Annotated in this window: 27 protein-coding genes; 20 read left to right on the top strand and 7 right to left on the bottom strand. The window is 62.1% G+C overall.

What is annotated here, in order from left to right:
• Positions 1-73: 73 nt before the first annotated feature.
• Complete coding sequence (gene hemJ, locus ACED18_RS12165) at positions 74-598, bottom strand: protoporphyrinogen oxidase HemJ (protein WP_377292501.1); 525 nt, start codon at positions 596-598, stop codon at positions 74-76.
• Positions 591-1,610: a uroporphyrinogen decarboxylase gene (hemE, locus tag ACED18_RS12160; protein WP_377292499.1), complete on the bottom strand. Its 1,020-nt coding sequence runs from the start codon at positions 1,608-1,610 to the stop codon at positions 591-593. The genes hemJ and hemE overlap by 8 nt, the downstream gene beginning before the upstream one ends.
• Positions 1,611-2,035: 425 nt before the next feature.
• Here hemE and ACED18_RS12155 point away from each other — a divergent pair, with 425 nt between their 5' ends.
• The 5 genes from ACED18_RS12155 (at position 2,036) to dnaQ (ending at position 5,706) form a co-directional block, all read left to right on the top strand.
• Positions 2,036-2,857, top strand: coding sequence for a pyruvate, water dikinase regulatory protein (locus tag ACED18_RS12155; RefSeq protein WP_377292497.1), 822 nt, complete (start codon positions 2,036-2,038; stop codon positions 2,855-2,857).
• 79 nt (positions 2,858-2,936) lie between these two features.
• Complete coding sequence (locus ACED18_RS12150; protein ID WP_377292495.1) at positions 2,937-3,536, top strand: Maf-like protein; 600 nt, start codon at positions 2,937-2,939, stop codon at positions 3,534-3,536.
• Positions 3,529-4,392, top strand: a complete 864-nt coding sequence (locus tag ACED18_RS12145; RefSeq protein WP_377292708.1) for a shikimate dehydrogenase — start codon at positions 3,529-3,531, stop codon at positions 4,390-4,392. Before ACED18_RS12150 ends, ACED18_RS12145 begins: the two co-directional genes overlap by 8 nt.
• Positions 4,389-5,003, top strand: a complete 615-nt coding sequence (coaE, locus tag ACED18_RS12140) for a dephospho-CoA kinase (RefSeq protein ID WP_377292493.1) — start codon at positions 4,389-4,391, stop codon at positions 5,001-5,003. Before ACED18_RS12145 ends, coaE begins: the two co-directional genes overlap by 4 nt.
• Entirely contained in the window at positions 4,996-5,706 is a 711-nt protein-coding gene (gene dnaQ / locus ACED18_RS12135) for a DNA polymerase III subunit epsilon (RefSeq protein WP_377292491.1), read from the top strand. Before coaE ends, dnaQ begins: the two co-directional genes overlap by 8 nt.
• A gap of 84 nt (positions 5,707-5,790) precedes the next feature.
• Here the strand turns inward: dnaQ and secB are convergent, their stop codons facing one another.
• Positions 5,791-6,285 (bottom strand): protein-export chaperone SecB, encoded by a 495-nt coding sequence (gene secB / locus ACED18_RS12130; RefSeq protein WP_377292489.1) that lies wholly within the window; start codon positions 6,283-6,285, stop codon positions 5,791-5,793.
• Between the two features lie 83 nt (positions 6,286-6,368).
• Entirely contained in the window at positions 6,369-6,914 is a 546-nt protein-coding gene (locus ACED18_RS12125) for an FxsA family protein (RefSeq protein ID WP_377292487.1), read from the bottom strand.
• 120 nt (positions 6,915-7,034) lie between these two features.
• On the opposite strand from ACED18_RS12125, the gene ACED18_RS12120 reads away from it, so the two are divergent.
• The 7 genes from ACED18_RS12120 (at position 7,035) to ACED18_RS12090 (ending at position 14,872) form a co-directional block, all read left to right on the top strand.
• Complete coding sequence (locus ACED18_RS12120; protein ID WP_377292706.1) at positions 7,035-7,730, top strand: Tim44/TimA family putative adaptor protein; 696 nt, start codon at positions 7,035-7,037, stop codon at positions 7,728-7,730.
• 9 nt (positions 7,731-7,739) lie between these two features.
• Entirely contained in the window at positions 7,740-8,864 is a 1,125-nt protein-coding gene (locus ACED18_RS12115) for a murein transglycosylase A (RefSeq protein ID WP_377292485.1), read from the top strand.
• Positions 8,857-9,447 carry a Smr/MutS family protein gene (locus tag ACED18_RS12110; protein ID WP_377292483.1) on the top strand — a complete coding sequence of 197 codons (591 nt, stop codon included), beginning with the start codon at positions 8,857-8,859 and terminating at the stop codon, positions 9,445-9,447. Before ACED18_RS12115 ends, ACED18_RS12110 begins: the two co-directional genes overlap by 8 nt.
• Entirely contained in the window at positions 9,431-9,808 is a 378-nt protein-coding gene (locus ACED18_RS12105) for a helix-turn-helix domain-containing protein (protein ID WP_377292481.1), read from the top strand. The genes ACED18_RS12110 and ACED18_RS12105 overlap by 17 nt, the downstream gene beginning before the upstream one ends.
• 136 nt (positions 9,809-9,944) lie before the next feature.
• The gene (gene gyrB, locus ACED18_RS12100; RefSeq protein ID WP_377292479.1) at positions 9,945-12,380 is read left to right on the top strand and encodes a DNA topoisomerase (ATP-hydrolyzing) subunit B; all 2,436 of its coding nucleotides are present in this window, start codon (positions 9,945-9,947) and stop codon (positions 12,378-12,380) included.
• A 182-nt stretch (positions 12,381-12,562) separates the two neighbouring features.
• The gene (gene gabD, locus ACED18_RS12095) at positions 12,563-14,017 is read left to right on the top strand and encodes an NADP-dependent succinate-semialdehyde dehydrogenase (protein WP_377292477.1); all 1,455 of its coding nucleotides are present in this window, start codon (positions 12,563-12,565) and stop codon (positions 14,015-14,017) included.
• Positions 14,018-14,071: 54 nt separating this feature from the next.
• The gene (locus ACED18_RS12090; RefSeq protein ID WP_377292475.1) at positions 14,072-14,872 is read left to right on the top strand and encodes an HpcH/HpaI aldolase/citrate lyase family protein; all 801 of its coding nucleotides are present in this window, start codon (positions 14,072-14,074) and stop codon (positions 14,870-14,872) included.
• Here ACED18_RS12090 and ACED18_RS12085 read toward each other — a convergent pair.
• Together ACED18_RS12085 and ACED18_RS12080 are read right to left on the bottom strand one after the other, a co-directional pair.
• On the bottom strand, positions 14,866-15,966 hold the full coding sequence (locus ACED18_RS12085) for a mannitol dehydrogenase family protein (RefSeq protein WP_377292473.1): 1,101 nt from the start codon (positions 15,964-15,966) through the stop codon (positions 14,866-14,868). The genes ACED18_RS12090 and ACED18_RS12085 overlap by 7 nt on opposite strands.
• A gap of 53 nt (positions 15,967-16,019) precedes the next feature.
• Complete coding sequence (locus ACED18_RS12080; protein ID WP_377292471.1) at positions 16,020-16,904, bottom strand: FCD domain-containing protein; 885 nt, start codon at positions 16,902-16,904, stop codon at positions 16,020-16,022.
• Between the two features lie 306 nt (positions 16,905-17,210).
• Between ACED18_RS12080 and ACED18_RS12075 the strand changes: the two genes are divergently transcribed.
• From ACED18_RS12075 to ACED18_RS12040, 8 genes are all read left to right on the top strand, one after another.
• Positions 17,211-18,230 (top strand): aldo/keto reductase, encoded by a 1,020-nt coding sequence (locus tag ACED18_RS12075; RefSeq protein WP_377292704.1) that lies wholly within the window; start codon positions 17,211-17,213, stop codon positions 18,228-18,230.
• Between the two features lie 307 nt (positions 18,231-18,537).
• Positions 18,538-19,527, top strand: coding sequence for an ABC transporter substrate-binding protein (locus ACED18_RS12070; RefSeq protein ID WP_377292469.1), 990 nt, complete (start codon positions 18,538-18,540; stop codon positions 19,525-19,527).
• A gap of 126 nt (positions 19,528-19,653) precedes the next feature.
• Positions 19,654-21,201 (top strand): sugar ABC transporter ATP-binding protein, encoded by a 1,548-nt coding sequence (locus tag ACED18_RS12065; protein WP_377292467.1) that lies wholly within the window; start codon positions 19,654-19,656, stop codon positions 21,199-21,201.
• A 40-nt stretch (positions 21,202-21,241) separates the two neighbouring features.
• Positions 21,242-22,213, top strand: a complete 972-nt coding sequence (locus ACED18_RS12060) for an ABC transporter permease (RefSeq protein WP_377292465.1) — start codon at positions 21,242-21,244, stop codon at positions 22,211-22,213.
• Between the two features lie 105 nt (positions 22,214-22,318).
• The gene (locus ACED18_RS12055) at positions 22,319-23,317 is read left to right on the top strand and encodes a zinc-binding alcohol dehydrogenase family protein (protein WP_377292463.1); all 999 of its coding nucleotides are present in this window, start codon (positions 22,319-22,321) and stop codon (positions 23,315-23,317) included.
• Between the two features lie 405 nt (positions 23,318-23,722).
• Entirely contained in the window at positions 23,723-25,000 is a 1,278-nt protein-coding gene (gene phaZ, locus ACED18_RS12050) for a polyhydroxyalkanoate depolymerase (protein WP_377292461.1), read from the top strand.
• Positions 25,001-25,114: 114 nt separating this feature from the next.
• Positions 25,115-25,552, top strand: a complete 438-nt coding sequence (locus ACED18_RS12045; protein WP_377292459.1) for a DUF2852 domain-containing protein — start codon at positions 25,115-25,117, stop codon at positions 25,550-25,552.
• Positions 25,553-25,662: 110 nt separating this feature from the next.
• A complete protein-coding gene (locus tag ACED18_RS12040; RefSeq protein ID WP_377292457.1) occupies positions 25,663-26,436 on the top strand; it encodes a M48 family metallopeptidase in 774 nt (257 codons plus the stop codon).
• Between the two features lie 3 nt (positions 26,437-26,439).
• On the opposite strand, the gene ACED18_RS12035 is transcribed toward ACED18_RS12040, so the two are convergent.
• On the bottom strand, positions 26,440-26,634 hold the full coding sequence (locus tag ACED18_RS12035; RefSeq protein ID WP_377292455.1) for a YqaE/Pmp3 family membrane protein: 195 nt from the start codon (positions 26,632-26,634) through the stop codon (positions 26,440-26,442).
• Positions 26,635-26,667: the final 33 nt, after the last annotated feature.

Raw genomic sequence — 26,667 nt, 5'->3', positions numbered from 1 at the left:
TTCACCGGATGAACCGCAAGGCCCCCGCGGAAATTGAATGAGACGCTACCCGTCTCGTGATGGGGCGTGATCGTCAGAAGGGCTTGACGACCACCAAGAGCACAATGCCGATCATCAGAAGCGTCGGCACTTCGTTGACCATCCGCCACTGCCGGTGTGTCAGCCGATTGGCGTCTCTCGCAAAGGTCCGAACGGCTCTTCCCAGATAGGCATGATAGCCCGTCATCAGGACGACCAGCAGGATCTTTCCGTGCAGCCATCCGCCTGAAAACCCGAAGGTTGACCAGGCGAGATAAAGACCGCAGATCCAGCTCACCACCATCGCCGGCGACATGATGATCCGGAAGAGCTTTTCTTCCATAACCTTGAAGGTTTCGGACTGCACGGAGCCAAGCTCGGCGCCGCAGTGATAAATGAAAAGTCTCGGCAGGTAGAACAGACCCGCCATCCAGGAAATCACCGCCATCACATGCAGCGCCTTGATCCAGAGATCATAGCTGCCGCCACTGGCATGGCTTCCGGCGACGGCGAGAAGTGTCAATCCGCCAGCGATCGCCTGCCCTCTTCCGCCTGAAGACGGTCTGGCGGTATCAGCCATGATGGCCATGTCCCTGGCGGACGCGCGCAACGAGACGCCCGACGGTATCCGGATCGGCCTGCGGTGTGATTCCATGACCGAGATTGAAGATCAATGGCCCCTGCCCGAGCTGGTCAAGAATCCGGTCGATACCCTCGTCAAGCGCGTTTCCGCCCGCAACCACCCGCATCGGGTCGAGATTGCCCTGCACCGCTCCCTCACGCTGCAGCTCGCGGGCAAAATCAAGTGGAACGCTCCAGTCAAGCCCGATGGCATCCGCAGTCGTGCCTGCCCGGTAATGCCTGAGCAGCGTGCCAGCGCCCTTCGCAAAGGCGATGATGCGGGCACCCGGTCGGCGTGCGCGAATGCTGTCAATCATCCGGCGAACAGGCCGCACGGCAAAGCGTTCGAACTCCACCTCCCCGAGAATGCCGGCCCAGGAATCGAAGATCTGCACCGCATCCGCACCGGCGTCGATCTGGGAAACCAGGTAGTCCGCGGACATATCGGCGAGAATGTCGAGGAGACGTGCAAACGCTTCGGGTTCGCGGTAGGCGAACAGTCGCGCCGGGGCTTGATCCGGTGTTCCCTGACCGGCGATCATGTAAGTCGCAACGGTCCAGGGTGCGCCGCAAAAGCCAAGCAGTGTCGTTTCAAGCGGCAGGCTGGAGCGAATCTTTCGAACTGTCTCAACGACCGGCGCAAGATGCGCCGGCCCTTTCGAAGGATCCAGCCGCGCAATGCCGTCTGCGTCGATCGGCTCCATCCGCGGCCCGTGGCCCTCGTCGAAGCGCACGCCACGCTCAAGCGCATCGGGAATGACCAGGATGTCGGAAAACAGGATCGCCGCGTCAAAGCCGTATCGCCGAATGGGCTGCAGTGTGACCTCTGTTGCAAGATCAGGATTGTAGCACAGATCCAGGAAACTCCCGGCCTGCTTCCGGGTCTCCCGATATTCAGGAAGATATCGGCCTGCCTGCCTCATGAGCCAGAGTGGCGGCGGCGACAGCGTCTCGCCTGCCAGAACCCGCATGATCGATCGTTCCTCAGAGCGCACCGGCACCTGCCTATAAAAGAGAAAAAGAGATTTTGACCCTTTTTCTATTTCTTAGAGTCTGTGGGTATCAAGGATTAAATCCTATCCACCGAAAATGCCGCCTATGCCGAACTCGCTGGATAGCGAGAAAATCCGCAGGCATTCCAAGCGGGATAACGGGGATAACTGAAATTTCTGTTTTTAATTCAATAAACTAAGGTCAGTCCGCGACGTCATCTTCTGTGAACTGGTTGGAGAACATGACGCACAGATCACAAAGATTCCCACAATCCACAAAACCACCAGGAACTGCCTCGAGAATCGCAATTGTTCACAAAAGTGCGGTTTTCCCCTTGCCCCTTCCAAAGCTGGCGGACTAGCCTCCCCCTCTCCCTGTCTATCCACAACGGGCGGAGAATCATGTGGAGAATCTGAAAAGCTATTTCCACCTGCATCTCATTTCCGACTCAACGGGCGAAACACTGATCGCGGCGGGTCGTGCGGCGGCCGCGCAATTTCAGGCGTCTCATGCGCTCGAGCACGTGTATCCTCTGGTGCGCAATCGCAAGCAGGCGCTTCAGGTGCTCGACACGATCGACGCGGCGCCAGGCATCGTCCTCTACACGATCGTTGACAGGGAGATTGCCGATCTCATCGCCACCCGCTGTTGCGAGCTCGGGCTGCCCTGTGTTGCGGTGCTTGATCCCATCATCGATGTCTTCCAATCCTATCTTGGAGCCCAATCGCGCCGCCGGTCCGGCGCGCAGCATGTGATGGATGCCGGTTACTTCGCACGCATTGAAGCCCTGAATTTCACCATGGATCACGATGACGGCCAATATCCGGCCGATTTCGACGAGGCTGATCTGGTCCTGCTCGGCATCAGTCGAACCTCGAAGACGCCGACCAGCATCTATCTCGCCAACCGTGGCATCAAGACCTGCAACATTCCGCTTGTCCCCGGCATTGAACTTCCGGAGCGCCTTTTCAAGGCAACCAGACCGCTGATCGTCTGCCTCGTGGCCTCTGCCGAGCGGATCTCGCAGGTTCGCGAAAACCGCGTGCTGGGATCGACCCCCGGCTTCCGCGGCCAGGACTATGTCGACCGCGCCTCGATCGCCGAAGAGCTGAAATATGCCCGCGCACTCTGCGCCCGCAACAATTGGCCGATGATCGATGTCACGCGGCGCTCCATAGAAGAGACGGCGGCAGCAATCGTTGCCCTGAGGCCCGGCTTGCGCTAGAGCCGAATCGCCGGCGCGTCGGTCTTGAAGGGATGATCGCAGCCGAGCCGCTTCTTACCGCTGACAGAAAGCTTCAGCCATGGCCGCCCCCCTCATTCTGGCTTCCTCAAGCCCTTTCCGCCGCACCCTTCTGGAAAATGCCGGCGTGGCCTTTCGTTGGGAGGCTGCCTCGATCGACGAACGTGCGATCGAAGAGCCGCTCTACCGTGATGGAGCCAATCCGCAAGACATCGCCCTTCATCTCGCGCGCGCGAAAGCCATGGATGTGGCGTCCAGGCACCCCGCAACCCTGGTGATCGGCTCGGATCAGACGATGTCGCTGGGCGAGCGCGTGTTCCACAAGCCCGCCAACCGGGACGAAGCACGCAGCCATCTGGAAACGCTCTCTGGCAAAACCCATCAGCTCAACAGCGCGGTCGCTCTCGTGAAAGACGGGACGGTCGTGTTCGAAACGGTCGTCTCGGCCCGCCTGACGGTGCGCAATCTTTCGTCGGCTTTCATTGATGCCTATCTCGAAAAAGCCGGCGACCGGATCCTGAAAAGTGTCGGAGCCTATCAACTGGAAGCCGAAGGTGTGCAGCTCTTCGATGCGATCGAGGGGGACTATTTCACGATCGTCGGCCTACCCCTTCTTCCGCTACTGGCGGCGCTGCGCCGGGAAGGACTGCTCGATGCGTGATTCACGTGAAACATTTGTTAACCACGCTTTCGTCATCGGTCACCCGATCAAGCATTCCCGCTCGCCGATCATTCATGGGCATTGGTTGAAGACGCTCGATCTGCCCGGAAGCTATCGCGCCATCGACATCAGCCCGGATGATCTGCCAGCATTCTTTGCCGGCATCAGACAGGGCGATCTTGCCTTGGTCGGCGGCAATGTCACCATTCCTCACAAGGAAGCCGCACTCGGTCTCGTCGATGAACCGGACGATCTCGCCCTTGAGATCGGAGCGACCAATACGGTCTGGATGAGCGACGGACGCCTGCATGCCACGAACACCGACGGCGAAGGGTTCGTCGGCAATCTCGATGCGCAGGCCCCCGGTTGGGACAGCCAGGTCAAGACTGCGGTCGTTCTCGGTGCCGGCGGCGCGGCCCGGGCTGTGGTGCAGTCGCTGCGTGATCGCGGCATTCGCGACATCCGTATCCTCAACCGGACGGTAGCGCGCGCCCATGACCTCGCGGATCGGTTCGGCCCGGCCACCAGCGCGCACGATCTGGAGGGAATGACCGAGCATCTCTCTGACGCGGATTTTCTGGTCAACACCACGTCGATGGGAATGGACGGTGCCGACGTCGCCACGCTGCCGATGGACGCGATGAAGGCAACCGCGCTGGTGACAGACATCGTCTATGTGCCGCTGATGACGCCAATCCTGCGGCAGGCTGCAGATCGAGGACTAAGGACGGTCGATGGTCTCGGCATGTTGTTGCACCAGGCAGTGCCCGGGTTCGCGCGCTGGTTCGGCAAGAGGCCCGTCGTGACACCCGAACTCCGCGCTCTCGTCGTGGCAGACCTTGAGGCGCATGTATGATCGTTCTCGGACTCACAGGATCGATCGGTACGGGAAAATCGACCACCGCGGCGATGTTCCGCGATGCCGGGATCGCGGTCTCGGATGCCGATGCCATCGTCCATGATCTCTATCAGACGGATGCCGTTGAACCGATATCCATGAAATTCCCGGGCGCGGTCTCCGATGGCGTTGTCGACAGGGCTGCCCTCTCCCGACTGCTCGCGGCTAAACCTGCCCTCTTTGCCGACCTCGAGGCGATCGTTCATCCGATGGTGCGCGAGCGGGAGCGGCGTTTTGTCGAAGGCGAACGCATCAAGGGTGCATCACTCGTCGTCGTGGATGTGCCTCTGCTCTTCGAGGTCGGCGCGCGCGATCGCGTCGATCGTGTTCTTGTCGTCACCTGCGATCCGGCGATCCAGCATGAACGGGTGCTGGCGCGTCCGGGCATGACGGAAGAAAAATTCGAGATGATCCGCGCCCGCCAGATGCCGGATGCCGAAAAGATTCGTCGGGCTGATTTCGTCATCGATACCGGTCTCGGCTATCATGTCGCGCGTGCAGCCGTTGCTCGCATCATCGAGACATTGACCGCCCAGGCGGCAACGGAAGGAAGGATCAACGATGCGTGAGATCATCTTCGATACGGAAACGACGGGTCTCGATAGTCGCGAAGATCGCATCATCGAAATCGGCGGCATCGAACTCGACAACTCCTTCCCGACCGGCCGGACGATCCACATCTACATTAATCCCGGTGACCGGAAGGTGCATCCGGATGCGCTTGCCGTTCACGGCATCACCGACGAGTTCCTGGCCGACAAGCCCCGCTTCGAAGCCGTGGCGGAAGAGATCATCACCTTCTTCGGAGATGCTCGATGGGTCGCCCACAACGCGACCTTCGACATGGGCTTCATCAATGCGGAGTTTGCCCGCCTCGGCATCGCGCCCATAGCCCAGGACCGTGTGCTCGATACGCTTGCCATGGCGCGGCGCAAGTTTCCGAAAGGGCCGAACTCGCTTGACGCGCTCTGCCGCCGGTTTGGCATCGACAATTCCCACCGCGCCAAGCACGGTGCCCTTCTCGACTCCGAGCTACTGGCCGAAGTCTATATCGAGATGATCGGGGGTCGGCAGGCCGGCTTGTCGCTTGTCTCCAATACAGCCCGCAAGGCAGCGGCGGCCAAAGGTGATGCGGAGGATCTCGGCATGCTGCCGCCCCGCCCCACCCCTCTGGCTCCGCGTCTCGGCGAAGAAGAACGGGCCGCCCATGCGGCGATGGTCGCCAAGATGGGCGAGAAGGCCATCTGGAGAAAATTTGGAAGTGGTGACTGAGCCGTCCAATGGACATCACTGAAACGAAAAAGGCCCGGGTCGCGAGACCCGGGCCTTTTGCATAACACCTGAAAATGAAGCCAATCAGTTCGCGACTTCGCCGACCTGCGAGCGGACCTTCTCCTCGGCCATGCGCTGGGCAAACATCGCGCCGAAATCGATGGGGTCGATGAGGAGCGGCGGGAAGCCGCCATTGCGCGTGGCATCGGCCACGATCTGGCGGGCGAACGGGAACAGCAGGCGCGGGCACTCGATGAAGAGCAGCGGAAGCATGTGTTCCTGGGGGAAGCCGGCTACGCGGAACACGCCGCCATAGGTCAGCTCGACATTGAAGACAGCCTTGTCGCCGTCCTTGGCGATCGCGTTCAGCGTCAGCACCACGTCAAATTCCGTTTCCGAAAGCGGATTGGCATTGACGTTGACATTGATGTTGATCGCGGGCGCGCGGTCGCGAGCCTGCAGCGAGCGCGGCGCGCCCGGGTTTTCGAAGGATAGATCCTTCACATACTGGGCGAGAATGTTCAGCGACGGCGCGGCCTGAGCGCTGCCATTGCCGTTTGTCGAAGGATCGGTGGTCATAGATGCTTCCTCGGAATGATGGTGTCAGCCATCTATCATTTCGACTGGAGGCTTACAACCCGACCCGCCGGACGTCAGCTGTGTCAGGGCTTGTCCGGTCCGTTGAGTCGCCCTGACGCGTCTGACCCGCCCTCGCGGTGAAATTCTTCAGGGTCGAGATCGACAACGCCGGCTTCCCCGGGACGCGTGAATCCGCGCTCTGCCCTGTCCTGCGGATAGCCAGCTCCCGTCGACCGGAACTCGGCGGTAAAGCCGGTGCGCATGTCGTTGCGGGTCACGACGACCTTTCCGACGAGAGCCCGCGCGAGCAGATGACGTGTCGGCGGAAACAGAATGGCGAGACCGAGAATGTCTGTGACGAAGCCGGGGATGGCAATCAGCACACCGGAAAGCACGATCGCGCTGTTGCTCAGCAGTGCGCCGATCTGGGCACGATCGCTGAGCGAAAACATCCGCTGCGATCTCATTCTCTGCCCGGACGCACGAATGAGAAGTCCGCCGACCACAAGATCGATGACAAGCCAGGCGACTGTTGCAAGGAAGCCGAGCTTGGCCGCGGCATAGATGATCGAGAAGAGTTCGATCACCGGCATGAGCAGCAGAAGCGGCACGAGGAGGGAGCGAAGCATGATCATCCTTTCGAGATCTTTGCCGGTGAGCGCCGATCAAGGCATCGGCATTTGAATGAACCGGCCGAGCGGACTATATGGGATTACAGGACTGAACGTTAAGATCGGCTTCGGGTGGAAATGGGATCGTTCGACTTTGTAACATTGTTTTTTCTGGTGGCGGCGGTTGTCATCTTCCTGCAACTGCGCAGCGTTCTCGGCCGTCGTACCGGACACGAGAAGCCGCCTTTCGATCCGGTCGCCAAGCGCGATGCGCCTGAGACGGTCGATTCCGGCAAGGTCATCCAGCTTCCGCGCCGGGATGAAGCGGGGGAGCCCGTCGATCGGTATGCTGCAATCGACGCCTACGCACCGGTCGGCTCCGAACTGAACGACCAGCTCCGGCGACTGCAGGAGGTGGATAGCACGTTCAATCCGAAGGAATTCGTCGCCGGTGCGCGGATGGCCTACGAGATGATCGTGATGGCCTTTGCCGATGGCGATCGGAAGACGCTGAAAGGGCTTCTGTCAAAGGAAGTCTTCGATGGCTTCAGCGCTGCCATCGCCGATCGCGAATCTCGCGGCGAAGTCGTCAAGTCAAGCTTCGTGGGCATCGACAAGGCCGATATCGTGCAGGCCGACCTGCGCGGCAGCGAGGCGACGATCACGCTGAAAATTGCCAGCCAGCTGATTTCGGCGACTTACGATAAGTCCGGAAAGGTCATCGATGGCGATGCCGAAGCCGTCGGCGAGGTCAACGATCTCTGGACCTTTGCCCGCGATACGCGCTCTCGCGATCCGAACTGGAAGCTTATTGCGACCGAATCCGAAGCCTGAGGTTGATGGATGGTGCCGGCGCCGGACTACTCGCTTCATCCCTTGTCCTGGATGGATGTGCCGGGATGGGATCGGGATGATCCCTCCCCTGTTCTGTCGACGATGAGCCGCTGTCGTCTCTACCTTGAAGGAGGCGGCAAACCCTATAAGCCTGGCCATGTGGGTGTGACGGCGGACGACCTCTTGTCGGCCTATCGACAAATACCCCGATCGGCGGACAATGCCGAAGCCGCCCGCCACGCCCTTCAATCCGCATTCGTTCCCTTTCTCGTTCGGCCCGCCGCCGGCAAGCGCGGCTTTGTAACCGCCTTCTATGAACCGGAAGTGGAGGTGAGCGCGGTTGCCGACGACACATACCGCTTCCCGTTCTATCGCCGGCCGGCGGATCTGATAGATCTCGATGCAGACAACCGCCCCGGCGATATCGACCCCGGCATCGTCTTCGGTCGCCAGCTGACAGACGGAAGCATCGGCCTTTATCCGGATCGGCGCGCCATCGATGAGGGCGCCCTTCAAGGACAGGGGCTGGAAATCGCCTATGCGCGCTCGAAGGTCGATGTCTTCTTCGCGCATGTACAAGGCGCTGCCCGCCTGATGTTTCGCGATGGCCAGATAACGCGCATCACCTATGCGGCGAAAGCTGGCCATGCCTTCTCGCCCATCGGGAAGCACCTGATGGATCTGGGCGAGTTGGATCCTGCAATCGTTTCCATGCAGACCATCCGCGCCTGGCTCGCGGCGCACCCCGAGCGGGTCGACGAAATCCTCTGGCACAACCGATCCTACATTTTCTTCCGTGAGGCCGCTGTCGAGGATGCCGCCCTGGGGCCTGTCGCCGCTGCCAAGGTGGCACTCGAGCCGGATCGATCGTTGGCCGTCGATCGCACCATCCACACCTTCGGAACGCCCTTCTTCATCGTCAGCGAAACGCTGACCCGTCTGGATGACGGGCAGCCCTTCGCGCGTACCCTGCTGGCGCTCGATACCGGTTCGGCCATCATCGGCCCGGCACGGGGCGACATCTTCACGGGGTCCGGATACGAGGCCGGAGAGCGAGCCGGCGCGGTTCGCAACGCGGCCGATTTCTATGTCCTGCTTCCGAAGGCAACGGCGGCGCGGCTTGGCCATGGCTAAAGGCAAGACACCGCCCGCCGACGATCGCGTTCTCTGGGGAAAGGTCGCGCGCACGGTCAATCCGCTGCCCGGACGCAAGGCGGAGCTCGAAGCCTTTCTCCAGGCCCTGATGCCCGCAGAAGCCGAGCCGGAAGCGCCTGCGCCCGCCGCGCGAAACGCCGCCTCTGCAAAGACCGAGCTTGCCGGTGGCGTTGCTCTCACGGCACGCCGGCCGGACACCGCGCGCCTTCATCATCCGCTGGAACGGCCGGTGAAGAAGAAGCTCCAGAAGGGCCGCCTGCCGCTGGAAGCGCGCATCGACCTTCACGGCCTGATCCAGAGCGAAGCCCATGGCCTGCTCCTGCATTTCCTCCTGCAGGCCCATCAGCGCGGGCTTCGCCATGTCCTCGTCATCACCGGAAAGGGCGCGTCCTTCGGCAGCGACGGTGCGCTGAAGCGGGCGGTGCCGCTGTGGTTCTCGCTGCCGGAATTCCGGTCCCTGATCTCATCCTACGAACCGGCTGCCCGCAATCATGGCGGCGACGGCGCGCTCTATGTGCGCCTCGCCCGCCGGGCCGGAGGTCCCGATGACCCCCTTCGGTGAGCTGCTGCGTCAGCTGCGCGACCGAAAGGGTGTGTCGCAGAAGGAGATGGCAGCGGGCATCGGCGTGTCCCCGGCCTATCTCTCCGCGCTGGAACATGGCCGCCGCGGTGCCCCGAGCTTCGACCTGCTTCAGCGCATCGCCGGCTATTTCAACATCATCTGGGACGATGCGGACCATCTGTTCGGTGTTGCCGGTCTTTCCGATCCGAAGGCGACGATCGACACGGGCGGGCTTTCATCGCGCCACACGCTGCTTGCCAACCTGCTCGCACGCGACATCGCGCGGCTCTCGGCCGGGACTGTGGAGAAAATGCTCGAAATCCTGCGCGAAGAAGGAGAGAGGCCGGAAAACCGGCCTTGATCCCCCGATTTCTGCCGCTTTCGGCGCCTAGCTGTTTGATCCTTCCTGCCCATCTCCTGTAGCGTCTTCTTGACAAAAACCGTTGATTCGGCACGCGCCTTCGCCGCTGACCGATCAGATGAAAGAACCGAACGGAATGACCGATACCCAACCGACCGAAACCGGTGCCGGCGCCGAATATGGTGCCGATTCGATCAAGGTGCTGAAGGGGCTCGATGCCGTGCGCAAGCGGCCGGGCATGTATATCGGCGATACGGATGACGGCTCCGGTCTGCATCACATGGTCTACGAAGTCGTGGACAATGCGATCGACGAGGCGCTGGCCGGCCACGCCGACATCGTGACGGTGACGCTGAATGCCGACGGCTCCGTGACCGTCACGGACAATGGCCGCGGCATTCCCACAGACATCCACAAGGAAGAGGGTGTGTCGGCGGCCGAAGTCATCATGACGCAGCTCCATGCCGGCGGGAAGTTCGACCAAAATTCCTACAAGGTCTCCGGCGGTCTTCACGGCGTGGGCGTCTCGGTGGTGAACGCGCTGTCCGTCAAGCTGCAGCTGAAGATCCGCCGCGCCGGCAAGGTGCATGAGATGAGCTTCACCCACGGTGTCGCCGATGGTCCCCTGAAGGTGACCGGCGAAGCCGGGACGGCAACGGGTACGGAAGTGACCTTCCTGCCGAGCCAGGAGACCTTTACCAAGACCGAATTCGACTACGGGACGCTTGAGCACCGCCTGCGCGAACTCGCCTTCCTGAATTCAGGCGTGCGTATCCGGCTCACCGACAACAGGCATTCCGATGTCAGGTCGGAGGAAATGCTCTATGACGGCGGCCTCGAAGCCTTCGTCAAATATCTCGACCGGGCCAAGAAGCCGCTCGTGCAGCGGCCCGTCTCCATCCGCGGCGAGAAGGACGGCATCACCGTCGAGGTCGCCATGTGGTGGAACGACAGCTACCACGAGAACGTGCTCTGCTTCACCAACAACATTCCCCAGCGCGATGGCGGCACCCATATGGCCGGCTTCCGTGGCGCGCTGACGCGCCAGGTCGTCTCCTATGCCGACAGTTCCGGCATCTCCAAGAAGGAGAAGGTGACCCTGCAGGGCGAAGACTGCCGCGAGGGTCTGACGGCGGTTCTCTCGGTGAAGGTGCCGGATCCCAAGTTCTCGTCGCAGACGAAGGACAAGCTTGTCTCCTCGGAAGTGCGTCCTGTCGTCGAAAATCTCGTGAACGAGGCGCTGTCCACCTGGCTGGAAGAGCACCCGACGGAAGCCAAGATCCTGATCGGCAAGGTGGTGGAAGCCGCAGCCGCCCGCGAAGCGGCCCGCAAGGCCCGCGAACTGACCCGGCGCAAGGGTGCGCTCGACATCTCCTCGCTCCCCGGAAAGCTCGCCGACTGCTCCGAGCGCGATCCGGCCAAATCCGAACTCTTCCTGGTCGAGGGTGATTCGGCAGGCGGTTCGGCCAAGCAGGGCCGTTCGCGCGAAAATCAGGCGATCCTTCCGCTGCGCGGCAAGATCCTCAACGTCGAGCGCGCCCGCTTCGACAAGATGCTGTCGAGCCAGGAAATCGGGACGCTGATCACCGCGCTCGGCACGTCGATCGGCAAGGACGAGTTCAACCCGGACAAGCTGCGCTACCACAAGATCATCATCATGACGGACGCCGACGTGGACGGCGCCCATATCCGCACCCTTTTGCTCACCTTCTTCTTCCGCCAGATGCCCGACCTGATCGAGCGCGGCCATCTCTATATCGCCCAGCCGCCGCTCTATAAGGTGGCGCGTGGCAAGTCGGCGCAGTATCTGAAGGACGAGAAGGCGCTGGAGGAATACCTCATCAACGCCGGCCTCGACGATGCGACGCTTGAACTCGGCACTGGCGAAGTGCGCGCTGCGGCCGATCTGCGCGAGGTCATCGGCGATGCGCTGCGCCTGCGCAGCCTCGTGGACGGCCTGCACTCCCGTTACAATCGGTCGGTCGTCGAACAGGCGGCGATTGCCGGCGCGCTGAATGTCGATCTCATCACCCGCGGCCCGGAAGCCGAAGCCGTTGCGGCCGATGTCGCGGCACGCCTCGACCGGATCGCCGAAGAGACCGAGCGCGGCTGGACTGCGCGCATCACCGAAAGCGGCGCGCTGCGCTTCGAGCGCATGGTGCGCGGCGTGCCGGAAATCGCCCTGCTCGACAATGCCCTGCTCGGCTCCTCCGATGCCCGCCATATCGACCAGATGTCGGCCCGGCTGAAGGAAATCTATGCGACGCCGCCGCTTCTGAGGCGCCGCGAAGGCACGCAGGAAATCAGCGGTCCGCGCAGCCTGCTCGACGCCATCTTCGCGTCCGGCCGCAAGGGCCTCTCTATGCAGCGCTACAAGGGTCTCGGCGAGATGAATGCCGAACAGCTCTGGGAAACGACGCTCGATCCGAACGTCCGCTCGCTGCTGCAGGTGCGCATCAATGATGCCACCGATGCCGATGGCCTGTTTGCCCGCCTCATGGGTGATGAGGTGGAGCCGCGCCGCGACTTCATCCAGGAAAATGCCCTCAGCGTCGCAAACCTCGACATCTGATCCCTTGCAGCTTTTGAAGGTCTGAAGGCGCGCGTGGAGCGATCCGCGCGCGCCTTTTCATTTTGGCGCACGAATTTTTACAGCCCCCATTGTCGCGGCGAAGAAAACTTATATTATTTCTGCAAAGATTGTTGACGCCTGTCGGACCTTACCGGATCCGGCCGCTTGCCAGAGGAAGACCCATGCAGCTCAAGGACCCCACCCTTCTCCGTCAGGCCGCCCTCGTGGGCGGTCGCTGGATCGAGGCCGACGCCGCCTCCGGCATTGCGGTCACGAATCCGGCTACCGGTGAGACGATCGGCCACGTCCCGAAACTCGGCGCCGCGGAAACCCGCGAGGCGATCGAGGCTGCCCGCAACGCCCAGAAGGGCTGGGCTGCCCGCACCGCCAAGGAGCGCTCCGGCATCCTGCGCAAGTGGTTCGACCTGATGATCGAGAACAAGGAGGATCTGGGCCGCATCCTCACGGCCGAACAGGGCAAGCCGCTGGCCGAAGCCATGAGCGAGATCGTCTATGGCGCGAGCTTTATCGAGTGGTTCGCCGAGGAAGCCCGCCGTCTCTATGGTGACCTCATCCCGGGTCACCAGCCGGACAAGCGCATCATGGTGATGAAGCAGCCGATCGGTGTGGTCGCCGCCATCACGCCCTGGAACTTCCCGAATGCCATGATCACCCGCAAGGCCGGCCCGGCCTTCGCTGCCGGCTGCGCGATGGTGCTGAAGCCGGCGTCACAGACGCCTTTCTCGGCTATCGCGCTCGGCGTCCTTGCCGAACGTGCCGGCCTGCCCGCCGGCCTCTTCAGCGTCATCACTGGCTCGGCCTCTGCCATCGGTGGCGAAATGACGTCAAACCCGACCGTGCGCAAGCTGACCTTCACAGGCTCCACCGAAATCGGCGCTGAGCTCTACAAGCAGTGCGCGCCGACCATCAAGAAGCTTGGCCTCGAACTTGGCGGCAACGCGCCCTTCATCGTCTTCGATGATGCCGATCTCGACGCCGCTGTGGAGGGCGCCCTGATCGCCAAGTTCCGCAACAACGGCCAGACCTGCGTCTGCGCCAACCGCCTCTATGTCCAGGATGGTGTCTATGAGGCCTTTGCCGACAAGCTCGCCAAGGCCGTTGGCAAGCTGAAGACCGGCAACGGTTTCGATGAAGGCGTCATTCTCGGGCCGCTGATTGATGAAAACGCGCTCGAGAAGGTCGAGGAGCATGTCAACGACGCCGTGTCGAAGGGCGGCCGCGTGATCCAGGGCGGCAAGCGTCACAGCCTTGGCGGCACCTTCTTCGAAGCGACCGTGATCGCCGATGTCACCAAGGCCATGGCTGTCGCTCGCGAAGAAACCTTCGGTCCTGTCGCCCCCCTCTTCCGCTTCAAGGATGAGGCCGACGTGATCGAGCAGGCAAACGATACGGAATTCGGCCTCGCCTCCTATTTCTACGCCAAGGATCTCGCCCGCGTGTTCCGCGTCGCCGAAGCGCTGGAATACGGCATGGTGGGTGTGAACACCGGCCTGATCTCCACGGCGGAAGCGCCGTTCGGCGGCGTAAAGCTTTCCGGTCTCGGGCGGGAAGGTTCGCGCTACGGGCTGGAGGAATTCACCGAGATCAAATATGTCTGCCTCGGCGGCATCGCCTGATCGACGAGACATCATCGGGGCGGGGCCGCGTTCAGCTTCACCGGAGACACCGCCTTGCCCGCCCCGATCAATCCTTTCAAGGCTGCCTTGGCCGAACGCCGTTTCCAGCTTGGCCTGTGGGTGGCGCTTGCCACGCCCTATGTGACCGAAGTCATCGGCCATTGCGGCTATGACTGGCTGCTCATCGACGGCGAGCATGGGCCGAACGACATCCCCCTTCTCTCGGCCCAGGTCGGTGCGCTCGCCGCCAGCAGCAGCCATCCGATCGTTCGCCTGCCGACAGGCGAGGCCTGGCTCATCAAGCAGATCCTTGATGCCGGCGCCCAGACGCTCCTGATTCCCATGGTTGAAAGCGCCGAAGAGGCGGCTGCCCTGGTGCGCGCGACGCGCTATCCGCCGGAAGGCATTCGCGGCGTCGGCGCCAGTCTTGGCCGGGCCACCCGTTTCGGCCAGATTGGCGACTACATGACCAATGCCAACCGCGAGATCTGCCTCATCGTCCAGGTGGAAAGCCTCAAGGGCGTGGCCGCACTCGATGCGATCGCCGCAACCGATGGCATCGACGGCGTCTTCATCGGCCCGTCCGATCTCGCCGCCGATATGGGCCATCTCGGCAAGCCGGATTGCCCGGAGGTCCGCGCGATGATTGCCGATGCGTTCCAGCGCATCGAAAAGGCAGGCAAGCCGCGTGGTATCATGACGAGCAATCTGGGCGAAGCGGAACGATACCGGCAGATGGGCGCCGACTTCATGGCGATCGGCACCGATGTGACGCTGCTGACGCGCGCACTGGTCGAGCACCGCAGGCGTTTCCTTGATGGCGAAGTGCCTGCGGGGGCTGAATCCGGCTACTGATCGTTCCGCCGCTCGATCTCTTCGAGCTTCGGCATGGCCGGCGTGCCGCTCCAGGCGCGCAGGCCACCGATCCGGCGACGAATCTTTTCCTGATGATTGCCGGCGATATCGGACAGCCTGTGATTCAGGAAAGGATTGTCAAAGCGCTCCAGAGTCTCGGCCACATAGGATCTGGCTTCGGTCTCGATGCCCATGCGCGCAAAGGCCGGAATGACCTCCTCATTGTAGATTGCCAAGAGTGCCGCGCGGATATCGGGCTCGGCAAGGATTTCGCGCACGGTCTCCCCTTCCGGTCGCTGCCCGGCGAGCCAGAGATCGGCGAGCACGGTATGGCCGAGATTGAGAATGTGCAGCTTCAGCTTCTCATAGGGCGTGAGATCCACGACGCGTTTCACGGCGGGATGCCGGCAAGGAACGCTCAGGCCCGGCTGCTCCTCGATCGCCCACAGCGCATAGGGTTCGGCAATCGCGCCGGCCGGCTCGATCGGCTCGGAAACGATGCGATCGACAAGACTGTTTGCCCATACCACGCCGGAGCCCAGCCAGCTGTGGAAGGCGCGGTCGTCGGGATAGCGCTCGGCGGCGAGCTTCAGGATGAGAGCGGAAAGCACTTCACCGTTGCGCGGAACCAGTTCGCAGGGCAGCATCGTCAGGCCGCGGCCGCCGGCCTCGAAACGGGCGCGCAGCAGCACGAGCAGTTTGCCGGGAAAGGACCGCGGCGGATGCGTGGAAAGATCATCCGTCTCGACCTGGTAGCCCGCATCGCCCGTATTGCTGATCAGGATCTCGGCCTCCTCCACGCAGATGCGCACCACTTCGGCCCAATCTGAGGAAGCGGACAGCGCCCGCGCGACACTGGTGACGCGCAGTTCGGTATCGCTCGGCTGGCCGTTGACGAGCCCGCGGACCCGGACCGGGAAACCGGCGGGATCGGCAAGTGCCGGCAATCGGCCGCTTCGGGCCGCTGAACCGGTGGTCTGGACGATGGTGATCCGGCCTGCCGCCTCGCCGAGGTCAAGGGCCTCGCTGATGAAGAGGTCGGCATGCGCCTGCAGGAAGCGGCTTGTTCCGAATTGCACGATAGGCGTCGTCATGAATGTTTCCGATCGAAGGGGCATGGACTGCAAGCCGGCCTGGGGGCGCCGGCTCAAGGTTCCTGGATGGACTGGAGAAGCGTTTCGCGCGCAGAGCGCAGGTGCAGCCGGCAGGCCTCTTCCGCGCGGGCGGGATCGCGCGAGCGCAGCGCGTCGATGTAGACGAGGTGCTCTTCCAGCGCGCGCTGGTTTCGCGCCCGCGCATTCGTCTTGTTCCACTGGTAATGATAGTGAAAGACGATGGTGATGATGTCGTAGAAGTCGATGATGAAGCGATTGCGTGAGGCCTGCTGAACCAGAAGGTGGAAACGCTCGTCGAGTTCTGAAAATTCCCCGTAGCGCCGGTCGATATCTGCGAGCAGCGCATGATGCACCGCTTCAATCGCGGTCAGATCTTCCCACGCAGGATGATCATCCGCCAGGGCAACGAAGCTCAGGGCAGAGCGCAGCTCGAACATCTCACGGACTTCCGTAAGTTCCAGTGCGAATTCGCGGGTGAATCCCTTGAGGATCCAGTGACTGTTCGGGCGCTTCTCGATCAGTCCAAACCGGCTGAAGCGAATGAGAAATTCCCGCACGCTCGTGGTGCCGATACCGATTTCGCGCGCCAGTTCCAGTTCGTTGATCTGCATGCCGGGCTCGGCGCCCCCGGCCAGAATCCGTCGCATGAAACTGCGCTCGATGATCTCGGACAGCGAATCGGTCTCTTCCGTCGGAAAGAAATCATCCTCAACAGGCTGGCGCAGCACCGTCTTCTGGCGACGGTCCCATGCGATCAGCCCCGCCTCGCTCATGCGTGCGAGAACCGCACGAACGGTCGTGCGGCTCACACCGAGCCGGGTTCCGATTTCTGGTTCGGAAGGCAGGCTTTCATGGCTGCCGATCAGCGACAGACAGCGATTATAGGCTTCCTTGAAGACGGTGTTCTGCTTGGCCATGGAATGTCTTTCAGAAGGTCTGTCGAGGCGGTAACGGCCAAGGAGAGCGGTGTTTCACGTGCAACGTCGGCTGCTCCTTCATCATCCACCTCACGACATCCTCCCCTGTCGTCATCACTCGAAAACTCGATTTGCCTGCGCATAATACCCATTGACGCTGATCTGTCTATTGTCGATAAAAGACAAATCGAGAGGGCGCGCGAGGTCCGGCCAGTCAAGGTCATCGAATGACGCGTGAACCGGAATCCGGCAAACTGCTGCGCCAGTCAGTCCTAGGCCGGAGCATGAGGGAGGAGTAGCATCGTGATGGAAAGGCGCCGTATCGGCCGGACCGCGCTTGAGGTGACGCAGTGGAGCTTCGGCACTGCTGCGCTCGGCGGTCTTTATCGCGAATGCCCGCGCGACGTTGCCATGGCGACTCTGCAGGCCGCCTGGGACCACGGAATTCGCTATTTCGACACGGCACCATGGTACGGACTTGGCCTGGCAGAGCGACGCGTCGGCGATTTCCTTCGCGACAAGCCGCGCAGCGACGTGGTTCTGTCTTCAAAGGTTGGACGACTGCTGCGTCCGGTGCCGGATGGCACCGTACCGGACTACTCCTATGTGAACCCCCTCTCCTTCGATGCCGACTATGACTACAGCTATGATGGCATCATGCGTTCCGTCGAGTTCAGCTATGCGCGCCTCGGCCTCAATCGTATCGACATTCTCTATGTCCACGATATCGGCGTCTACACCCATGGCGCGGCGCGCAACGCCCATCACCTGCGGCAGTTTCTCGATTCGGGTCTGAAAGCGCTGGATGAACTGAAAGCCTCCGGCACGATCGGAGCCTTCGGGCTCGGGGTCAACGAGGTGCCGGTCTGCCTCGACGTGCTGCGAAACGGCGATCTGGACTGCATCCTGCTGGCCGGCCGCTACACGCTTCTCGACCGGTCAGCGGAGGCCGAGCTTATTCCCCTTTGCGAAAAGAAGGGCGTCTCGCTTGTTGTCGGCGGCGTCTTCAACTCCGGAATCCTCGCGACAGGTGCAGCGCCCGGCGCGAACTTCGATTACATGCCGGCCACGCCCGAAGTCCTGGAAAAGGTTGCCGCCATGGAGGCGATCGCGAAAAGCCAAGGCCTTCTGCTCGCTGCGCCTGCCCTTCAATTCCCCTTGGCGCATCCGCTGGTTTCCACCGTCCTGCTGGGAACGGCGCGGCCCGAAAGCCTGCATCGCAACATGGCGCTCACTGAGCCGCCACTCTCACCCGCGATCTTTGATGCCTATCAGGGACATACCCTGATTGCACCCGAGCTCGGGACAGAAGCTGTGCGCGTGTAAAAACGGATTGAATGTTCCGAATGATATAGAAATAGAATTTCGATATCATTTTCCTGTTGCATTTCGCGGAGGCTGGATTAGCCTTGGTTCAAACGCAGCAGCGCTATCGCTGCTGCTTCCCGCTTCTCGCCAAATGCGCGGAGCGCGGTCGTCGGGAGGAAGAGACGTACCAAGGGAAGGCTTGCAATCCGAAAGATGCTGGAGTAGCGTCGGATCTGGAAGTGTTTTTTATCGATAAAAACCTGATTGGGGCGCCACGCTCAGGTTCTTGGGAGACCATCCGGCGCTGTTGGAGGAGAACAACACCATGACCATCAAGAAGCTTTCCGTAACCCGTCGTGCCTTCACTGCGCTCGCCGGTGCTGCCATGTTCGCGACCCTGTCGCCGGTCACGTCCTTTGCGGCCGACGTCACGATCCCGATCATCGTCAAGGACACGACATCCTTCTACTGGCAGATCGTGCTTGCCGGCGCTCGTGCGGCCGGCAAGGATCTCGGCGTGAACGTACCGGAACTCGGTGCCCAGTCCGAAGCCGACATCAACGGCCAGATCAGCATTCTCGAAAACGCCGTTGCCGGCAAGCCGGCGGCTGTCGTCATCTCGCCGACCGAATTCAAGGCGCTTGGCAAGCCCATCGACGAAGCTGCGAAGTCCGTTCCGATTATCGGTATCGACTCCAGCGCTGACTCCAAGGCCTTTACCTCGTTCCTCACCACCGACAACGTCCAGGGCGGCCGCATCGCTGCCGATGGTCTCGCTGCCGCGATCAAGGAAGCGACCGGCAAGGAAGAAGGCGAAATCGCCATCATCACCAGCCTGCCGGGCGTCGGTTCGCTGGACCAGCGCCATGAAGGCTTCATGGAGCAGGTCAAGGCCAAGTATCCGGGCCTGAAGGTGATCGCCGACAAGTATGCTGACGGCCAGGCAACGACCGGTCTCAACATGATGACCGACCTCATCACCGCAAATCCGAACCTCGTCGGCGTCTTCGCCTCGAACCTGATCATGGCGCAGGGCGTTGGCCAGGCGATTGCCGAAAACAAGCTCGGCGACAAGATCAAGGTCATCGGCTTCGACAGCGATGAAAAGACCGTCGGCTTCCTCAAGGAAGGCGTTCTGGCCGGCCTCGTCGTCCAGGATCCCTACCGCATGGGCTATGACGGCGTGAAGACTGCGCTCGCCGCTTCGAAGGGCGAGAAGGTCGAAGCCTTCGTCGATACGGGTGCAAACCTCGTGACGAAAGCCAACATGGCCGATCCCAAGATCGACGCCCTGCTGAACCCCAAGGTCAACTGATCCCCTCCCGAGCAAGATGGTTCCGGTCCATGTGAGCGGAGCCATCTGACGGAACCGGACCGGACAAAGCTCCGGCACGTGGCGATGCCGCGTGCCGGAGCACCCTGAGACAAGGAGTTCGTGAGCATGGCAACCGAGGCACATCTGGAGCGTCCCTCCAAAGGCATCCGCATCGCGTCGCACCCCGTCCCCAAGGGGCAGCCGATCCTGGAACTGAAGGGTCTCCAGAAAAAATACGGCGCTGTCGAAGCCTTGAAGCCGGCTTCCGTCACCTTCCTGTCTGGCGAAATTCACGCGATTGTCGGCGAAAACGGTGCCGGCAAGTCCACGCTGATCAAGCTTCTGACGGGCGTCATTCGCCGCACGGCCGGCGAAATCATCTGGTGTGGGCAGCCCGTTCAACTCGCCTCGCCGACGGAAGCGATCGATCGCGGCATCAATGCCGTGCATCAGGAAGTTGTTCTTTGCCCGCATCTCTCCGTTGCGGCCAATATGTTCCTCGGCGATGAGATCGATCGCGGCGGTCTCATGCGCAAAGGCGCCATGACCACCGTCGCACAGCGCGTTCTGGATGATCTTGGCTTCAACATACCGGCCGACGTTATTCTTTCCAGCCTGACGATCGGTCAGCAGCAGCTCGTGGCGACGGCCCGCGCGGCAATGCGTGGCACGCAGTTTCTCATTTTCGACGAGCCGACCGCCTATCTGACGCGCCAGGAATCGGCGCAGCTCTTCCGCCTCATTCGTCGGCTTCAGGCCGATGGCGTGACGATCGTCTACATTTCCCACCGCATGGAAGAAGTGTTCGAGCTCGCTGACCGTATTTCAGTGCTGCGCGATGGCACCCATGTCGGAACGCGCCTCACCGGCGAGACCAACGACGCGGAACTGATCTCCATGATGATCAACCGTTCGATCGAACAGGTCTACCACAAGGAAACCTTCGCGCTTGGCGCGCCGATCGTCGAGACCCGCGGCCTTACCGGTCCCGGCTTCGAGGATATTTCGATCACCGTGCGTGCAGGCGAGATCGTTGGTCTTTACGGCCTGATCGGTGCCGGCCGAAGCGAGTTCGCCCTTGGCCTGTATGGCCGACAGAAGGTGAAGTCGGGCGATATCCTCTGGGAAGGCCAGAAGGTCACCGTCGACACGGAACGCAAGGCCATGGATCTCGGGATCGCGCTTGCTCCGGAAAGCCGGCGCGACCAGGGGCTCTGCCTCAACATGCCGATCGGTTTCAATATCAACCTGCCCGTCTTCAAGCGCCTAAGCTCCGGCCTTGTGGTCAATCGCGGCCGCGAGGCCGACAACGCCCAGCGCCAGATCGCCGACCTCAAGATCAAGACCCCGTCGCGCGCTGTGCTTGCCTCCGCCATGTCGGGCGGAAACCAGCAGAAGATCGTTATCGGCAAGTGGCTGAGCCACGGCGCGAAGCTCTTCATTTTCGATGAGCCGACCGTCGGTGTCGATGTCGGCACAAAGGCGGAGATCTACCGGCTCTTTGCCCGGCTTCTCGAGAATGGCGTGGGCATCATCCTGATCTCGTCCTACCTGCCGGAGGTCTACGAACTGGCTGACCGGCTCCACGTATTCCGTCAGGGCCGGCTCGTTGCCAGCCATGATTATCGCGCCGCCTCGCATGAGGACGTCCTGTCGCAGGCCATCGGTGTCTGAGACACCGCGCGAAACCGCAGAACTTTCAGGGAGAAAGAACATGAGCGTCGAGACGACCGAAACCGGCCCCGCTCCGAAAAAGGGAATGAACATACTCTTCGGCCTGACGCTGCTCGGGCTGCTCCTCTTCCTGTGGCTTCTGCTGGGCATATCGACCAACAGCTTCTGGACGCCCAACAATATCAGCAACCTGCTGCGCCAGGGCGCGATGACCGCGATCCTTGCGGTCGGACAGACATTCGTCATCATCACCGCTGGCATCGACCTGTCGGTCGGCGCTGTGGTCGGTTTCACCAGCGTCATCGTCGCCTGGCTTCTGCAGGCCGGCGTGCCACTGTGGATTGCCATCGTCATCACGCTGCTCATCGGCGTCGCGATCGGTATTTTTCATGCGTTCGGTATCGTGCGCATGGGCTTGCCGGCCTTCATCATCACGCTCGCCACGCTCACCTCGCTGCGCGGCATCGGCCTTCTCCTGACGAACGGCTCGACGATCTCGATCAGCAACGAAGCCTTCACGAATTTCTCGCGCGCCGATTTCCTCGGCATTCCGAGCCTGTTCTGGATGGTGATCGTGGTCGCGATCCCGGCCTATGTCTTCCTGCACATGAGCCGCTGGGGCCGCTATCTCTTCGCCGTGGGTTCAAACAGCGAAGCCGCACGTCTGTCCGGCGTCAACGTCAACCGCACCATCTACCTGGCCTACATCCTGTCTTCGACCTGCGCGGCTTTCGTCGGCCTGCTTCTGGCCTCGCGCATCGGCATCGGCAATGCGACGCAGGCCGAAGGCTGGGAACTCCAGGCCATCGCCTCCTCCGTCATCGGCGGCACCAGCCTGTTCGGCGCGGTGGGGTCGGTCCACGGCCCGCTGCTCGGCGCCTTCATCCTGGCAACGATCAACAACGGCGCCAACCTGTTGAACGTGAACTCCTTCTGGCAGCGCATCATCACCGGCGCGCTCATCATCATCATCGTCTACTTCGACCAGTTGCGCCGCCGCGGCACGCGCTGAGAATCCGGCTCACTGTGAGGGCGCGGCCGGTCGCCGGCCGCGCCGCAGGGCTTCCAAAGCACGAAAAGGGACGCAGGTCCGGGATAGCCGGCCGGCGAAGGGAACATGAAGTCGATCGTCTGCGTGGAGCCGGGCCGGCTCGTTCTGGAAGACCGTCCGCGACCGGAATTGCCGGGCAGCGATTGGGTGCGCATTCGCGTCACCAATGTCGGGATCTGCGGAACCGACTACCATATCTATCAGGGCAAGCATCCCTTCCTGCAATATCCCCGGGTCATGGGCCACGAAGTATCGGGCATCGTGACGGAAAATGCGGGTGCCGCCGGCCTTGAAGACGGCGCCGCCGTCATCATCAATCCCTACATTTCCTGTGGCACCTGTCACGCCTGCCGGATCGGCAAGCCGAATTGCTGCATGGCGATCAAGGTTCTCGGCGTCCATACCGACGGCGCCTTCTGTGAAGAGATCGTGCTGCCGGCTGCCAATGTGTCGCTTGCCCTCGGCCTGTCATCCGAAGCCGCCGCGACGGTCGAGTTTCTGGCGATCGGGGCACATGCCGTGCGTCGGTCCATGGCAGCGGAAAACACGCGCGCTCTGGTGATCGGCGCGGGTCCGATCGGTCTCGGGGCTGCGCTCTTTGCGCGGATTGCCGGGCAGGCCGTCACGCTCCTCGATACCAGCCAGGAGCGTCTCGACATGGCGCGCGAGCGCTTCGGCTTCGAGGATATTCGCCGGCTTGGCGGCGACCGTGCCGTCGAGTCCACGAGCTTTGACACGGTCTACGACGCGACCGGAAACGCTGCCTCGATGGAATCGGCCTTCGCCTATGTCGCCCATGGCGGCGCGCTGGTTCTGGTCGGCCTCGTGAAGGACGATATCCGCTTCTCCGACCCGGAGTTCCACAAGCGCGAGATGATGCTGATCGCCAGCCGTAACGCGTTGAAGGTCGATTTCGAACATGTGGGTGCGGCGTTGCGCGATGGCCGGGTGTCGGCGGATGCACTGATCACCCACCGCACGACGATCGATGCCCTTCCCGCGACGTTCCCGCAGTGGGCCGAGACGCGCTCCGGTCTGATCAAGGCCATGGTCAGCATCGGCTGATCAGTGCCAACAATGGCAAGATCCCGGGAAGCATATCCCGGGACGTTGCGCCGGTCGCCGGCCCGGCTTTTTGGTGATGCGCCCCGTTTCCCGTGAAACAAAATGCGGGCATTTTTCTTTACGCTTGCACAACGGGCTTTTGGCACACTGCGATGCGGTGAAATGGCAACGAGCCGCCGTTGACTGGTCATGCCCAAGCAAGCTTGGCAGACCAACGTTACATTGTTGTCGGCGCCGCGAAGGTCTACGGTACCAGGACGTTGCCGCCGGGACGGCAGCAGCAATGCATCAGCAAGCTCCAGGGACACTCGGTCCGGGATACCCCTGCTGGTGAAAGGGAAGTGAGAGCGGGAAGAACGATCAACAGCCGCGCGCCAGCCGCGACCCCGCCCAAGGAGCCAGTTTATGTTCTACCAGCTGTACGAACTGAACCATGCAATGATGGCGCCCTACCGCGCTGCCTCCGAGGCCATGCGCCTTGCTTATTCCAATCCGATGAATCCCTTGTCGCATACGGCTTTCGGGCGCGCGGCCGCCGCGGGCCTCGAAGTATTCGAGCGGACGACCCGACGCTACGGCAAGCCCGAATTTGGCTTGCACGAAACGGAAATCGATGGCCGCGCCGTCCCGGTGGCCGAGCGCATCGTCTGGCGCCAGCCTTTCTGCAACCTCATTCACTTCGAGCGCGCCCTGCCGAAGGGTCGCGCCGCAGATCCCAAGGTGCTGATCGTCGCGCCGATGTCCGGGCATTATGCGACCCTGCTGCGCGGCACGGTGGAGACGCTGCTTCCGCACTCCGACATCTACATCACCGACTGGATCGATGCGCGCGTCGTGCCGCTGTCGGAGGGCGGCTTCGATCTTGATGACTACATCGACTACGTCATCGAAATGCTGCGCTTCATCGGCCCGAACACGCATGTGATCGCTGTTTGCCAGCCTGCCGTCCCGGTTCTCGCAGCCGTGGCCGTGATGGAGGGACGCAAGGACAGCCATGCACCCGCCTCGATGACACTGATGGGCGGACCGATCGACACGCGTATCAAGCCGACCGCCGTAAACCAGCTCGCCAAGGAGAAGCCGATCACATGGTTTCGTGACAACGTCATCATGCCGGTGCCGTGGCCGCAGGCGGGTTTCATGCGCCAGGTCTATCCCGGCTTCCTGCAGCTCTCCGGCTTCATGTCGATGAACCTCGACCGCCATCTGATCGCGCACCGCGAATTCTTCGAGCATCTTGTCAAGAATGATGGCGACGCTGCCGAAAAGCACCGCGAATTCTACGACGAATATCTCGCGGTCATGGATCTGACGGCAGAGTTCTACCTGCAAACGGTCGAAGTCGTCTTCATGCGCCATGACCTGCCCAAGGGCGAAATGATGCACCGCGGCGAGCGCGTGGATACGACCGCGATCCGCAACGTCGCGCTTCTGACGGTCGAGGGCGAGAACGACGATATTTCCGGCGTCGGCCAGACCGAAGCCGCCCAGACGATCTGTACCAACATTCCCGACAGCATGCGCATGCACTATGTCCAGCCCGATGTCGGCCATTACGGCGTCTTCAACGGCTCGCGGTTCCGCCGCGAGATTGCCCCGCGCATCGTAGCCTTCCAGCGTGAACATGCCGTCCGTAAGACCGGTCCCGTAAAGCAGGTCATCCGCGGCGGCAAAACCGGCTGACAAGCCGCTGTCCGATTTTGAGACACAACCGTCTTGTGTAAGGCGGAGACCGTTCCCACCTTGTTCGCAAGGGGCCGCATGAGGCGGCCCCCTTCGAAACGAGGTACACCAACCATGAATCAATCCGCCCTGATCCGTCCGGACTGGACGCCGGCGACCGTTGCGCTGATGGTGCTCGGCTTCGTGCTGTTCTGGCCGCTCGGCCTTGCCATGCTCGCCTACATCCTGTTCGGCGAGCGCTTCAAAGGCTTCAAGTCGCAGGCCAACGAGACCGTTGACGGCTGTATGCGCAGCTTCCGCGGCTTCGGCCGTCGCGCCGACTGGAAGGCCGGTGCCTGGCAGGCCCGCACGGGTAACGTCGCCTTCGACGACTGGCGTGAAGCCGAACTCGCCCGTCTGGACGAGGAACGCCGCAAGCTGGACGAGATGCGCGCCGATTTCGACGCCTATGTGCGCGAACTTCGCCGTGCCAAGGACCAGGAAGACTTCGACCGCTTCATGCGCGAGCGCCGCTCCGGCGGCAACGCCCCGCCGGCGACATACGATGCCTGATACCTGATGCGATGGCGGCCGAAAGGCCGCCATCGTCATTTCGATACCCTGCTGCGCCCGCCCATGTCTGAATGGATGTGCGCAAACCTCGAATCGGCTAGAACCGGCCCATGCTCTTTGCCCTTCCCAAGCGCCGTCGCACGGCAGATCGTACGGCTACCGGGCCATCGACGCGCCTGCTCGATATTGCCGGACGCCAGCTTCCCCTCACCATCCATCAGAATCCGCGCTCGACCCGCATCACGCTGCGTCTGGATCCCGGCGGCCGTTCCGCGCGCCTCACGGTGCCGAAGAGTGTGTCGCATGCCGAGATCGAAAACTTTCTCGAGCGTCACCGCGGCTGGCTGGCAGGACGTCTGTCACGCTTTTCCGGCGAAGCGCAGATCGAGCCCGGCGGCATGCTGCCCATCCGGGGCGTGGCGCACCGCATCGTTCCGACGGGCAAGGTGCGCGGTGTGACGGAAACGGGAATTGAGGGGGAAGACGCCGTGCTCTATGTCAGCGGAGCGCCTGAACACCTGGCACGACGCATTTCGGACTTCCTGAAGCGCGAGGCCAAGCGCGACCTTGATGCGCTGGCAACGCGTCACGCGACAACCATCGGCGCGCGCATCAAGGCGATCCGCTACAAGGACACGCGTAGCCGCTGGGGCTCCTGCACCTCGGATGGCACCTTGAGCTTTTCCTGGCGCATCGTGATGGCGCCGCCGTCGATCATCGACTATCTCGCCGCCCATGAGGTGGCGCATCTGAAGGAGATGAACCACGGCCCGAAATTCTGGGCCATCTGCGGCGATCTGTGTCCCGCCATGGAGGATGCGCGCCGCTGGCTGAAGCGCAACGGCACCATGCTGCACGCCATCGATTTCCGCAGCGCGCGATAGGGCTTACCGGCGGGTGCCGAGCGCGTCGCGGATCTTCTGGTCCGTCTTGTACTGACTGAGCGCATAGACCGACCAGATAGCGGCCGGAATCCAGCCGATCAAAGTCAGTTGCAGGATGAGGCAGATGATGCCGGCGATCGGGCGGCCGATCGTGAAGAACTGCAGCCAGGGCAGGATAAGGGCAAGAAGCAGGCGCATCGACAAATCTCCGTGTTGGAGAGCATATGGGAT

Origin of the sequence: Rhizobium sp. SG2393 (assembly GCF_042610495.1) — a bacterium.
GTDB lineage: Bacteria > Pseudomonadota > Alphaproteobacteria > Rhizobiales > Rhizobiaceae > RU20A.
The sequence above is the reverse complement of the archived record's forward strand: the minus strand, read 5'-3'. Positions and strand labels throughout refer to the sequence as shown.